Origin of the sequence: Citricoccus sp. (assembly GCF_032154715.1) — a bacterium.
Classification (GTDB): Bacteria; Actinomycetota; Actinomycetes; order Actinomycetales; family Micrococcaceae; genus Citricoccus.
The window spans coordinates 1-13,143 of the sequence record NZ_JALDXU010000092.1; the positions used below are offsets into that span (position 1 = coordinate 1).

Sequence of the window (13,143 nt, forward strand, 5' to 3'; positions counted from 1 at the left end):
CACCACTACTGCCCGCAAAGCGGAGGGGAGGTCAGTTGTAGATGCCGATGACCCCGAACAGCACGCCCGAGGCCAGCATGACCAGAGACACGATGCAGGCGCGCCACAGCACCTTCTTGTGGTGGTCACCCAGGTCCACCTTGGCCATGGAGACCAAGAGCAGGATCGCCGGCACGAGTGGTGACTGCATGTGCACGGGCTGGCCGGTGATGGAGGCCCGGGCCATGTCCACGGCCGGGATCCCGTAGTGTGCTCCGGTCTCGGCCAGCACGGGCAGGATGCCGAAGTAGAACGCGTCGTTGCTCATGAAGAACGTGGCCGGGATGGAGATGATGCCGGTGAGCACCGCAAGGAACGGGCCCATCGAGTCCGGGATGACGTCCACGAGCCAGCTGGACATCGCGTCCACCATGCCGGTGCCGGTGAGCACCCCCGTCAGTACGGCGGCGGCGAACACCATGGACACCACGGCGACGATCGACGAGGAGTGGTTTCCGAGGACCTCGGCCTGCTTCTTGACGTTCGGGAAGTTCACCAGCAGGGCGATCGCGGTGCCGATCATGAACAGGTAGGCCAGCGGCACGACATGCATCACCAGCAGCACCATGATCACGGCGGTCAGCGAGAGGTTGAACCACAGCAGCTTCGGCCGCAGGGTGTCGCGGTCCGGGTCCAGGGCAGTGTTGGACATGTCTGGCCCGTCGGACCTGTCCGCATCTGCAGCGGTCCGCTCGAGGAGCGCGACGCCGGCCCGGGAGCCTGAGGCGCCCGAGGTCCCGGTGGGCAGCGGGTCGCCGGATGAGCCTCCGTGGCGGCCGGGGCCGTTGTCCGGTCGACCGCCGCGGCCGGAGCCGGACGCGTCCGCGGAGCCGGCCGGGCCGCCGTCGAGGTCCGCGACCGCCAGGGAATCCTTGCCGCTCCACCGCAGCGGGTCCTCGCGCCGCAGCCGGCGACGTTCGGACAGGCCCAGGAACCAGGCGAAGGCGAAGACCACGGCGAGGCCGACCGCCATGGAGGGGATCATGGGCACGAAGATGTCGCCGGCGTCCACGTTCAGCGCGGCGGCGGCGCGCACGGTGGGGCCGCCCCACGGAACGATGTTCAGGGTGCCGTTGGTCAGGCCCGCCACACAGGTCAGGACCACGGGGCTGAGGCCCAGGCGATGGTAGACCGGCAACAGGGCCGCGGTGACCACGATGAAGGTGGTGGACCCGTCCCCGTCGAGGGAGATGACGGCGGTCAGCAGGGCGGTGCCCATGACCACCTTGGCCGGGTCGTGGCCGACCACCCGGACGATCCAGTTGACCAGCTTGTCGAAGAGGCCGACGTCGATCATGATGCCGAAATAGGCGATGGCGAACATCAGCAGCGCTGCTGTGGGGGCCATCTGGCCGATGGCCTCGAGGATCATGTCCCCCAGGCCGAGCCCGGCGCCGGTGAACAGGCCGAAGATCGTGGGGACGAGGATCAGTGCCAACAGGGGCGTCATCCGCTTCGTCATGATGAGGGCCATGAAGGTGGCCACCATCGCGAAGCCCAGCAGGACGAGCATGGGTTCTCCTGGTTCGAGAGGGGTGCCGGCTTTCACCGGGGCGTGTGACGGGGACCACGGGGGCCCGCAGATTGCAGTCACCCTACGGTGACCCGGGCCACGGAAAGCGGTTGTGCTCGAAAGGGGGCGAAGAACCCGTTCGGCGCATTGTGTGCATTGTGCTCACGACTGTCCGGCGCGTTCTCCGCGAGCCGCCGGACCCTAGACTGACGGGCATGGATGAGCAGCGGCCCCTTCGGGGGACCTTCTCCGGGCGCATGACGGCCCTGGTGCTCGCCGCCGTGGCCGGCACGCTGGTGATCTGCCTGCTGGCCATCGTGTGGCTGACGGCCCAGCGGATCCACGATCAGGCGGAACAGCAGGCCCTCGGCATCGCCCGGTCCGTAGCCTCCATCCCGGACGTCCGTGAGCTGGTCGCCGCCCAGGCGGAACTCGAGACCCTGGACCCGGTGCAACTCGCCGGCGGTCCCCTGCAGGCCACCCTCGAGGGGGTGCGCGAGAGGACCGGGGCCCTGTTCGTCATCGCCACCGAAGACCGCGGGCTACGACTGGTCCACCCCAACCCGGACCTCATCGGCCAGCGGGTCAGCACCGACCCGGTGGCCCTGCGCGGGGTGGAGGACACCTCGACCGAACGCGGCACCCTCGGAGAGTCGGTGCGGGCCAAGGTGCCCGTCTGGTCCGCCGACGGAACGCGCGTGGTGGGGGAGATCAGCGTGGGTGTCGGCGTGGCCGCCGTCTCCGCGGACGTGCGCCAGGCCGCGGTGTCCGTGGCCGTCGTCGGGGTGGTGGGGCTCGGCCTTGCCCTGCTGTCCGCCGTGTACCTCAAGCGACGGTTGCGGCGCCTGACCCTGGGACTGGAACCGGACGAGATCGCCGCCTCCGCGCGGGACCAGGCGGCCGTGCTCTACGGGGTGCAGGACGGCGTGATCGGCGTCAGCCCGGAGGGGATCATCACGGTCCGCAACAAGGCGGCCCGCCTGCTGCTGGACCTGCCGCACCGAACCGAGCCGGGCGACGTGGTGGGCCGCCGCTATGACGAGTCCGGTCTGCCGGACGCGCTGACGGAGGCGGTCGCAGGAGCCCTGCAGTCCGGGGCATCGGCCACCGGCCTGCGGTTGGCCGTGGGTGAGTCCTCGATGATCGCCTCCGTGGTGCCCGTGCACCGGGACGGCGTCGATCTGGGCGGGGTGGTCATGCTGAAGGACACCACGGCGGTGGAGGCGCTCGGCAGCCGGCTGGACGCTGTGGAGACCATGGCCTCGGCCCTGCGCGCCCAGCGGCACGAGTTCGCCAACCGCCTCCACGCGCTCTCCGGCCTGCTGGCGGCCGGCCAACTGGAGGCGGCGCAGGAGTTCCTGCACCAGGTCATCGAGTCCGGCCCCGTGAAGGACCCCGTGCCGCGGATCGAGGCCGTGCAGGACACGTTCCTGCGGGCCTTCGTGGGCGCCAAGGGCGTGCAGGCCCACGAGCTCGGCGTGGAGCTGCGGGTGGGTCCGGAGACGTCGTTCTGGCAGACCGTGGTGGACCCCCAGGATGCGACGGCGGTGCTCGGCAACCTGGTGGACAACGCCGTGCGCGCGGCGCTGGAAGGCCATGACACCGGTCTGACTGGCACTGCCGGTCTGGCTGGCACAGCCGGTGCAGGCGTTCGGGCTGGCGCCGCCGGTACAGCCGGTCGAGCATCCGCCGTCCCGTGGGTCGAGGTCGACCTGCTGGGGGAGGGGGACACCCTGCACCTGGCGGTGGCGGATTCCGGCAACGGCGTGCCGACGGGCCTGGACGTCTTCGCTCCGGGTGCCACCACCCGGGACGGCGGGGAGCACGAGGCACACGGGCACGGCGTCGGGCTGTCCCTGGCCCGGCGGCTGGCGCGCCAGCGGGGCGGGGACGTATGGCTGGCCGATCCTGGAGGCAGCGGGCGCGGCGGTGGACGTGAAGCGGACATGGGGTCCGGCGCGGTGTTCTGCGCGCGGCTGCCGGGGGTCCTGGCCGGCACCGAGCCGGTCGGAGGACCATGATGAACGCGACGAGGATGAAAGGTCACTGATGACGGCACAGGAGAACGAGACCGCCCTCGGGCCGGACTTTCGGGTCCTCGTGGTGGACGACGACTTCCGGGTGGCGTCCATGCACGCCGCCTATGTGGACGCGGTGGCCGGCTTCACGTCGCTGCCGCCCGTGAACGATGCCCGCGTGGTGGCCCGCACTGTGGCGGAGACCCGGCCGGACCTGGTGCTGCTGGACCTCTACCTGCCCCATGTCTCCGGGCTGGATCTGCTGAGCGTGCTGGACGTGGACGCCTTCGTGCTCAGCGCGTCCGGGGAGGGCGAGTCGGTCCGGACGGCCCTGCGGCGCGGGGCCTTGGCCTACCTGGTGAAGCCGTTTGCCGAGAAGGCGCTCGCGGACCGGCTGCGGGCCTATGCGCGGTACCGCCGGTTGCTGGCGGGCGGCACCCATGACCAGGTCGGGATCGACCGGGCCCGCCGCGTGCTGCTGGTGGAGTCCGAGCAGGCTCCGGCGTCCGCCGCGGCGACCACCGAGCAGTCTGTGCTGGAGGCCGTCACCGCGGCCACGGGTGACCTCACCGTGATGGAGGTGGCCGAGGCCGTCGGGATCTCGCGCGCCACCGCTCAGCGGTACCTCTCCCATCTGGCGCAGACGGGGCAGGTCAACCTCGGGCTGCGCTACGGGGCCCGCGGACGGCCGGAACACCGCTACGGCCCCCTGACGCCGTGAACCGGCGTGGACTCTGGCAGTAGCGAGGCGGCATTATCAGCCGCCGGCGTTGAGCTGGTACATCACCACCAGTGCGGTGAGGCCCGCCGAGAGCAGGAGCCCCGGGATGGCGAGCAGGATCTGGGTGCGCTTGTTCATCACCATGACGGCCAAGAACTCGCGCAGGTAGGCGCTGGGCACGTAGTAGTCGGCTGTGCTGCCGCCCACCACGTCCGCGTCCACGCCGATCCGCCGGGAGATCAGGGCCGCCCTCGGTGCGTGATACTCGTTCGTGGCCACCAGCAGGTGTCCGGGCCGGGCGCCTGGCGGCAGGGCACCGTCGGCGATCTCCCTCGAGAGGCGCAGGTTCTCCTCCGTGGTGCGTGAGCGCTCCTCCGGGAGGATCAGTTCCGGCGGCGCCCCGTGGTCCACGAGGTAATCGGCCATGGCGGCCGCCTCCGGGCGCGGTTCGTCCGGACCCTGCCCGCCGGAGGGAATGAGGGGCACTCCGCGATCGGGTGCTGCCGCGGCCGGCCCGGAATCCGGACTGGCCGGCGCCAGCAGGGCCAACTGAGCCTTCCATGCCTGGTGCCCCCGATCCAGTCGGGAGGCGAGCAAGGGGGTCACCTTCCCCTGGATGAGCCCGGAGCCCAGCACCACCACGGCGTCCGCCCCCGGGCGCGGCTCCCGCCGGGCATACAGGACCGTGAACACCAGGAATGTCACGAAGGACAGCCCGACCTGGGCGGAGACGAAGAAGGCCAACGCAGCGGCGCCGATGCCCACCGGGTGCAGCGTCGCGACCAAGAGGAAAGCCGCCACGGGCAGCACCAGCAGGGCGAGCCCGGCCAGCATCGAGAGCAAGTTGCCCAGGCTACGGCCCTCTCGCCGCACCATCTGGACCCCGTTGCGGATCAGGAATCCGGCCAGGACGAGGACGGAGAACGGCAACGCCAGGAGCACCAGGCTGATCAGTGACTGCACCTCGGGGGAGAAATACCCGATGACCTCCACCACGGCACCCCACGCGAGCCAGGCCCCCACCAGCAGGACGACGGCGGCGCGCAGTCGTCGCGGTTCGGTGCGCCACATCTTCCGGTACAGCAGCCAGCATCCCAGGGCGAGCAGTGCGCTGATCACGGCGTGCCCGCCTCCGGGGCCAAGGCCCTCACGGTGTCCAGTTCCGCCAGCAGGCGGCCGCGCAGCACATTGGCCTCCGCGGCGAAACCGCGCTGCAGGCGCACATACTCGGCACGGCCCTCGGGGGTCTCGATCCGGATCGGCTCCAGCCCCCAGTCGGCCAGTTCGTAAGGAGACGCCCGCATGTCCATGGTCCGGATGCGCCAGGCGAGTTCGAAGCAGTCCGCCACCAGGTCCGAGCTGACCGCCGGCAGCAGTTTGTAGGCCCACTTGTAGACGTCCATGTTGGCGTGCAGACACCCCGGCTGCTCCAGGCCCACCTGCGTCTCACGCGTGGGCTGCAGCTCGTTCAGAGCCACCGCCTCGGGGGCGTAGAAGCGGAAGGCGTCGAAGTGCGAGCAGGCGATCCGCTGGTCCTCGACCACCCGGTTCGTGCCGTCCGGGCCCAGCCGCAGCGGCACGCTGGAGTGGCGGATCCCGTGCACCTCGGAGCGGTAGGCCATGGCCCACTCGTGCAGGCCGAAGCAGGCCAGCCGAGCCGGCCGCTGTGCCGTCAGGCCGAGGATGCGCCCGGCGAACTCGACCATCGCGGCCCGGCGTGCGGCGAACGCGGGCACATCCACCGTCCAGCCGCCGTCGGGCAGCCCCGGGCCAGGCTCCACCCACCGGTAGAACTTCTCTCCACCAGCGGAGGCGGGCCCGCCCGCGGGAGGCGCGTGGCCGTCGTCGTGCGGCCGGGCCGGCGCGGCCAGGACAACGCCGGCCCCGGGGTGCCAGCGCTCGAGGGCGCCCGGGGTGAGCGAATAGTAGGAGAACAAGAAGTCGTGGACCGGATGCCGGACGCCGCGGGAATGCAAGTCCTTCAAGGGCGCCGTGTAGGCAGTGATGCGCTGGCGGTGGGCCGCGGCGGCGGCCTGCCACCGGTCCACGGCGAGCACCCGGAGTCCACCAGGGATCAACGGGTCGGCGGGGCGGGTGCTGAGGGAAGTGGGCACCCCACCAGCGTACGGTTCCCGACGGATCCGCGCAGGTGGGCGGCAGGTGGATGGGTTAGGTGAGATACCCGCGTGTAAAAGGTCTGTTTCAGGCCTTCCGTTGACCGTGCTGCTCGGGTAGGTTGCCGTCATCCCACCTCTGTGGTTCGCATCACTCGCACCGCTCTCACAGGGGGCTTCCGCACCGTCTCGTGCCCGTCTCGGCCGAGCACCGTGGCAGCCTCCTGCTGCAACCATGGAGATCACTCGCCGGGCACATCCGTGCCCGGTTCGCACCTTGGTGAGGAAAGGCGAGGTTCATGTCCAGGAACCCCAAAATAGCTCGGCGACGCCGGGCGCTGACCGCCACATTGGCGGGGATCGGCCTGCTGGCCACGCCGCTCGCGGCCATGCCGGCCGTCGCGGCCCCGTCCGGTGGCGGCTCGGATCCCTCGATCGACCGGGCGCTGCAGGCTGGCGCGGAATACAAGGACGGCCGCTACTTCGTGATCCTGAAAGAGGATCCGGTGGCCACCTATCAGGGTGGCACCAACGGTTTCGCGGCCACCGCGGCCACGGACGGCACCTTGGACACGGATTCTGCCGCCGTCCAGAAGTACGACCGCCATCTCACTGCGCGCCAGATGGAAGTCGCCACGTCAGCGTCGCTGTCCGTGGACAAGCACTTCACCACGGCACTCAACGCCTTCGTCTCCGACCTCACCGCCGAGCAGGCACGCGAGCTGTCCAAGGATGATCGCGTCCTGGCCGTCTCCGAGGTGGAGGAGTATGCCCCGGACTACTCGTCCACCGAGTTCCTGGGCCTGCCCGGGCCCCAGGGTGCCTGGAACAACCAGTACGGCGGGCTGGACGCTGCCGGCAAGGGCGTCGTGGTCGGTGTGATCGACACCGGTTACTACCCCGAGCAGGAGATGCTCGCCGGCGAACCCGTCCCGGCACTCTCCGGTGAACCCCAGGTCGGCGAACCGTACGTGGACTCCGCCGGCCGGATCGCCATGCTCAAGGCCGATGGCACCACCTTCCGAGGAGACTGCGAGGTCGGGGAGGACTTCTCCGGCGAGGAGTGCAACTCCAAGGTGCTCTCCGCCCGCTACTACTCCGAGGACTTCGAGACTTTCGTCCCCGAGACGAAACGTGACCCCCGGGAACGGCTGTCCCCTCTCGACATCTCCTCGCACGGCACCCACACCGCCACCACGGCGGCGGGCAACAACGGCGTGGACCAGATCTTCAACGGCGGCAACTCCTACGGTGAAGGTTCCGGCGTGGCACCCGCAGCCGCCGTCTCCGTCTACAAGGTCTGCTGGGAGGACACTGATCCGGAGACGGGCGGCTGCTATGGGACCGCCTCGGTGGCGGCCATCGAGCAGGCCATCATCGATGGCGTCGACGTACTGAACTACTCGATCTCCGGATCGAACAACTCCGTGGTGGATCCCGTCTCGCTGGCCTTCAAGTCAGCCGCCGAGGCCGGAATCTTTGTCTCCGCCTCCGCCGGCAACTCCGGGCCCACCGCCCAGACCGTGAACCACTCCGCTCCCTGGCTGACCTCCGTGGCCGCCTCGACGTTCTCCAATGAACTGTCCGGCACTGTGGAGTTCCCGGACGGGGCGAAGTTCCGCGGTGTGTCCTCCATGGCCGAGGGCGTGGGGCCGGCAGACATCGTGCTGGCCAGCGAGGTGGGCCTTCCGGTCGCCGGTGACAGAGACGCGGACGCGATCCGGCTCTGCGGCCCCGAGACCCTGGATCCGACAGCGGTCGAGGGCAAGATCGTAGTCTGTGACCGCGGCGAGTACGACCGGGTGATGAAGTCCGCCGAAGTGGACCGCGCCGGCGGCGTGGGCATGGTCCTGGTGAACATCGGCGGCGGCTCCGAGGACGCCGACCTGCATGCGGTGCCCACCGTGCACCTGTCGGACGAGTCCATCAAGGAGCTCGTCGCTTCCACAGACCAGCCGGCGACCCTCGTGGCCGGAGACACCACGGGACTGGACCCGGTACCGGTACCCCAGATCGCCGGGTTCTCCTCGCGCGGTCCGTCCACCGCGGTGGACTCCGAGCTGCTCAAGCCGGACGTCGCCGCCCCGGGCGTCAACGTCCTGGCCGGCGTCTCTCCGCTGGACCCGGCGTACAACGGCGACTCCTATGGCCTGATGTCCGGCACCTCCATGGCGGCGCCGAACCTGGCCGGCATGGCGGCCCTGATGAGCGCGGCGAAGCCGGATTGGTCCCCGATGGCCATCAAGTCGGCCATGATGACCACCGCCGGTGACATCCTGGAGGCCGACGGTTCGGCCAGTGCGGACAACTTCGCCACCGGCGCCGGCTCCGCCGACCCGGTCGCGATGGTGGAACCGGGGCTGGTCTACGAGGCTGACGCCCGCCAGTGGGACGCCCTCATCCTGGGCGAGACCACCGGTCGGGACGTCAACCTGGCCTCGATCGCCGTGAACGACCTGCTGGGTTCGGCTACCGTGACGCGCACCGTCACGGCCACCGAGACCGGGACCTGGGCCGCCAGCGGCTCCGTGCCCGGCTACGAGGTGACGGCCGAGCCGTCCACCCTGTCTCTGGAGGCCGGCGAGTCTCAGCCGGTGGAGATCACGCTGACCCGCACGGACGCCGCCGCGGACGAGTGGGCCCACGGGTCCTTCACCTGGACCCGTCCGGGGGCCGCCGCCGTCACCTCCCCGGTGACCGTGCGCGCGGTAGATGTCCTCGCCGAGGATGCCATCACGGGCGAAGGCACGTCCGGCGCCGCCGAGACCGAGCTTGAGTCCGGCATCACCGGCGCCCTCGAGCCGGAGATCGAGGGACTGGGCCTGGCCGAGACCGAGGAGTTCTCCAAGGTTCCCGGAGCGCTGCTCGGTGAGGACAACGCCTCCAACCATGTCACGGCGACCGTGGTCCCCGAAGGAACCACCTCGGTGACGTGGTCGCTCAACGCGGGCGACGAGCAGTCCGATTGGGATCTGTTCGTGGTCCCCCCCACCCCTGGTGCCCCGGTGATCCAGGCGGCCACGGCCGCCGGATCCGAGGAATTGGTCCTGACGGACCCGGAGCCCGGGACGTACTACGCGGTCTCGAACCTGTACTCCTCACCGGGCGGTGCCTCGGTCTCCGCCACCATGGAGACCGTGGTTCTCGAGGGTGATTCCGGCAACCTGACCATCACGCCGGACCCGCTGGCCGTGGAGAACCAGGAGGTGGCGCCGGTTGCCGTCGAGTGGGAGGGCCTGACTCCGGGCACCTGGAAGGGCGCCATCGAGTGGGCGCCCGGCTCCCGGACCGCGGTCACCGTGACCGTGGGTGAGGGCCCGGCCGACTGCGAGGCCGAGGACTTCACGGACAACGCACCCGGCTCCCAGTATTACGACTACGTGCGCTGGATGCAGTGCGATGGAATCACCACGGGCTACGAGAACAACACGTACCAGAAGCACCGGGACATCGGCCGTGGCGAGTCCGTGGCGTTCCTCTACCGCTACATGGATTCACCCGAGGTGACGGATCCGGCCGAGTTCCCGGACGTCCCGGAGTCCAGCACGTTCTTCGAGGCGATCTCCTGGGCCAACGCCGAAGAGATCACCACTGGCTACGAGGACGGCACGTTCCGCCAGTTCGACGAGGTGACACGTGGCGAGTTCGCCTCCTTCGTGTTCCGCACCGTCGGGCCGGAGCCCGGGACCGTGGAGGGCGAGGGCTTCCCGGACGTTCCGGAGTCCAGCGCGCACTACGAGGCGATCGTCTGGATGGCGGAAGAGGGGATCTCCAACGCCTATAAGGACGGCAACTACCGTCCGGGCCACCAGATCACCCGCGGTGAGGTGGCGGCCCTGCTGTCCCGCGCCGCTGAGGTGACCGGCGGCTGACCCAGCCACCTAAAATGGGTTGGTCTCTACTATTGAAATGAGCTCCACTAAGGTTGATTGGAGATTCTGATGAGCGCATGATTGCTAAGCTACGGAAGAATTGCTTGGTATGCATTCGGTCGCCAGGAGCCCTGGAGTAGGTAGACGCTCAATCCTTCCAAGGTTCCTACAAATTTCACTTGCATTGCCCAGGAACTCTGTGCATATTATATATATCTCCCGACCCTTGCAGTTCAAGTACCGAATTGTGCTTTGAGCCTTCAAAGAACTACGCTCCCAATAATCCATTACAAACATGGCTCAGAAGACTGTTCTTATTACAGGTTGCAGTGAAGGTGGAATAGGTGACGCTCTTGCAAAGACCTTTCACAAGAAGGGCTTTCGAGTTTTCGCCAGCGCTCGGAACACCGCCAAAATCCAACATCTCAAGGACATGGATCTCGATATTTTACAATTAGACGTCACCAACGAAGAGTCAATCCAGAAAGCAGTGTCAACCGTGAAGGCTGCGACGGGCGGATATTTGGATATACTGGTCAACAATTCGGGCGCAGGTAGTCTCACGGCTTCAGAGTATCTTACTTGTGGCAAGCCACTGACTCTTCGATAGGTTATAGCATGCCTTTATTGGACTCAGATGTCTCAGTCGCCAAGGATATGTTTGATGTTAACGTCTTCGCCGTCGTGACTGTCACTCAGGCGTTTGCGCCACTTTTGATTTCCTCCAAAGGAACGATTATCAACATTGGGTCAGTGCTTGGCAAAATGCCATTCCCATGGCAGGGATACTACAATGCAAGCAAAGCTGCAGTTGCTATCATAACCGATCAGATGCGTATCGAGTTCTCTCCTTGGGGGGTCCGCGCAATCCTCGTAACTACTGGTGCAATAAAGACCAAGTTCTTCGACAACCTTCGAAGTGCACCACGTCTACCCGAGAACTCCCTCTATTACCCCGCAAAGGATGTGATTGAGCCAGCATTGGCTGGAACTGAGGTGGATAAAAATGCTACGGATGTCAATTCTTATGCCGAGATCGTGGTCAATAACGCAATTCGGTCAAGCCCCAAGAAACACCTTTGGTCAGGGGGAGGAGCTTTGATGACTTGGCTGGCTTCAACATTTGGCTGGTCGACTGTATGGGTAAGTAGTTTCCCGCCATTTCATGGGCACCAGTACCATATATTTTGCTAACTTTATACACAGGATACGTTGCTCCCTCCTGTCGCTCACATGCCGGATATTACGAAGAAAATCCGTGAAGCGGAGTAAGCCGAACAAGATCACCAGAAGACTAATTAATTGCGTCCGCTCCAACCTTTTTTCTTTTCTTTTCTGTTTTATTGCAGCATTTGTTAAGTGTCTTCTTTTGTGGTCCATCCTTGTGACTCACGCTCACTTCTGGCGCTTCACTCGAGGTTTATATTCACACACATATTCAGGCGACATAAGTTTTCTCTATTCTTTTTTTTAAGCTCTTTTTGTTCCCCTCTTTGTCTAAGTAGTCTCCTGTCTTAAGTTTGAAAATATCATCGAGAATAATAGAGCTCTCAAGCTTTGCCTCTATCTTTATTCGGTTCTTGAAACACAAATCACCGCCTAATTACTCATAAGACCGTGAATGTTATATATCTTACTCTGCGCTGAGCCTGCAAGGCTCGAAGCAGCTGAGTTACCACATAAATTTGCTAAGGTTTAATACTGGGGGATGCTCGAGCGCCATTTGCAATGCTGATACTGTCTTATTACGCTGATGTGAACCCTAACGTATGCTGTCATCGAAGACAAGATTATGTTGATTTCGCACGCGGCGGTACGGTCTGTAGTGCGAATTTCGGGGGTGAGATTTGGAAATTAAGCTGTGACCAATATCCACTAGACAAATACGGAGCCAGGGATATGTTGTTTCAATGTGTGCAGCAGGCCGCCTAAGCTGTATCAGCAGTCTCTGCAGCTTTATCTCAGACATTGCGGAGTGCGGAATATCAAAAAACAATTACAACACAGTGATATTCTAGAAGAGCTCAAATTGTTCAATTCCACCATAACAAAACTTTTTTTTTCTTTTTTGGTACTCAGCAGCACATCCTTGCACCCACCACTTTCTCCGAGAATCTTGAGGGTTCACTAGCACCGTCCTATACACTATACGCCCTTAGTTCTCGACATGTAGACAGCCGCGACCAATTCACCAACTAATGCTATAATGGATGTGATGTAAGACTAACAGACTCAGTTGTTCAAGAAAAGCTCAAGTTCCTTCGCGTAAAGCTAAGGAACCTGGAAGAGATGCCCGTTCCCTGCGGCAGGCTACAGATGCAGATGGGCATGAGGGATCCTCTGCTGCAACACGAAACTGTTTACAGTGGGCGACATAATGTCCGTGTGGCCGTTGGTGACAAGGACTGGGGCTTTGATGTCTGCCAAACGATCGAAGTTGCGAGTATCAGTGGTGAATTTGAAGATGGCAGCGAGCTGTGACTGAGCCCCAGTTCCAGTAAGATATGACTTCCTGGGTTCACCTTCAACGTTGCGCTCGTGGATTCGCTTCCACCATACACGGCCGAGGGCGAGGCTGGTCTCAGAGGGGAAGAAGAAAAGTTTTATCATGTCCTCCTCTGTTGGCAACTAGTTATTATTTGCGCCCGCGCTCTCCAGGACCTCCCGCGGCAGCAACACCACACCTTCGCCGATCCCGGATTAAGTACCAGCCAGGATAAGTTTATGGACGAGCTGCGGGTATTTATATCCCAGATACTGGACTATAGCTCCACCCATGGAGAATCCAAGGAAATCGGCCTTAAGGATTTCAAGCGTAGCGAGGAGGTCGACCAGGACCACGGCCATCTCGGGGATAGAGTCTGGC

10 protein-coding genes are annotated in these 13,143 nt (G+C 65.0%); 6 read left to right on the forward strand and 4 right to left on the reverse strand.

Going from position 1 to position 13,143, the window contains the following annotated elements:
- Positions 1-31: 31 nt before the first annotated feature.
- Positions 32-1,552 carry a CitMHS family transporter gene (locus RUH65_RS12940; RefSeq protein WP_313817952.1) on the reverse strand — a complete coding sequence of 507 codons (1,521 nt, stop codon included), beginning with the start codon at positions 1,550-1,552 and terminating at the stop codon, positions 32-34.
- A 215-nt stretch (positions 1,553-1,767) separates the two neighbouring features.
- On the opposite strand from RUH65_RS12940, the gene RUH65_RS12945 reads away from it, so the two are divergent.
- Entirely contained in the window at positions 1,768-3,573 is a 1,806-nt protein-coding gene (locus tag RUH65_RS12945; RefSeq protein ID WP_313817953.1) for an ATP-binding protein, read from the forward strand.
- A gap of 28 nt (positions 3,574-3,601) precedes the next feature.
- Positions 3,602-4,291 carry a response regulator gene (locus RUH65_RS12950; protein ID WP_313817955.1) on the forward strand — a complete coding sequence of 230 codons (690 nt, stop codon included), beginning with the start codon at positions 3,602-3,604 and terminating at the stop codon, positions 4,289-4,291.
- 36 nt (positions 4,292-4,327) lie between these two features.
- Here the strand turns inward: RUH65_RS12950 and RUH65_RS12955 are convergent, their stop codons facing one another.
- Positions 4,328-5,410, reverse strand: coding sequence for an ElyC/SanA/YdcF family protein (locus tag RUH65_RS12955; protein WP_313817956.1), 1,083 nt, complete (start codon positions 5,408-5,410; stop codon positions 4,328-4,330).
- Complete coding sequence (locus RUH65_RS12960; RefSeq protein WP_396180242.1) at positions 5,407-6,405, reverse strand: 3-methyladenine DNA glycosylase; 999 nt, start codon at positions 6,403-6,405, stop codon at positions 5,407-5,409. Before RUH65_RS12960 ends, RUH65_RS12955 begins: the two co-directional genes overlap by 4 nt.
- Positions 6,406-6,704: 299 nt before the next feature.
- Between RUH65_RS12960 and RUH65_RS12965 the strand changes: the two genes are divergently transcribed.
- The 4 genes from RUH65_RS12965 (at position 6,705) to RUH65_RS12980 (ending at position 12,758) form a co-directional block, all read left to right on the forward strand.
- Positions 6,705-10,277 (forward strand): S8 family serine peptidase, encoded by a 3,573-nt coding sequence (locus RUH65_RS12965; RefSeq protein ID WP_313817957.1) that lies wholly within the window; start codon positions 6,705-6,707, stop codon positions 10,275-10,277.
- Between the two features lie 295 nt (positions 10,278-10,572).
- On the forward strand, positions 10,573-10,887 hold the full coding sequence (locus RUH65_RS12970) for an SDR family NAD(P)-dependent oxidoreductase (protein ID WP_313817958.1): 315 nt from the start codon (positions 10,573-10,575) through the stop codon (positions 10,885-10,887).
- A gap of 8 nt (positions 10,888-10,895) precedes the next feature.
- Positions 10,896-11,471: an SDR family NAD(P)-dependent oxidoreductase gene (locus RUH65_RS12975; RefSeq protein ID WP_313817960.1), complete on the forward strand. Its 576-nt coding sequence runs from the start codon at positions 10,896-10,898 to the stop codon at positions 11,469-11,471.
- Positions 11,472-12,566: 1,095 nt separating this feature from the next.
- Positions 12,567-12,758, forward strand: coding sequence for a hypothetical protein (locus tag RUH65_RS12980; RefSeq protein ID WP_313817961.1), 192 nt, complete (start codon positions 12,567-12,569; stop codon positions 12,756-12,758).
- 219 nt (positions 12,759-12,977) lie between these two features.
- On the opposite strand, the gene RUH65_RS15705 is transcribed toward RUH65_RS12980, so the two are convergent.
- Positions 12,978-13,124: an alpha/beta fold hydrolase gene (locus tag RUH65_RS15705; RefSeq protein ID WP_396180245.1), complete on the reverse strand. Its 147-nt coding sequence runs from the start codon at positions 13,122-13,124 to the stop codon at positions 12,978-12,980.
- Positions 13,125-13,143 lie beyond the last annotated feature (19 nt).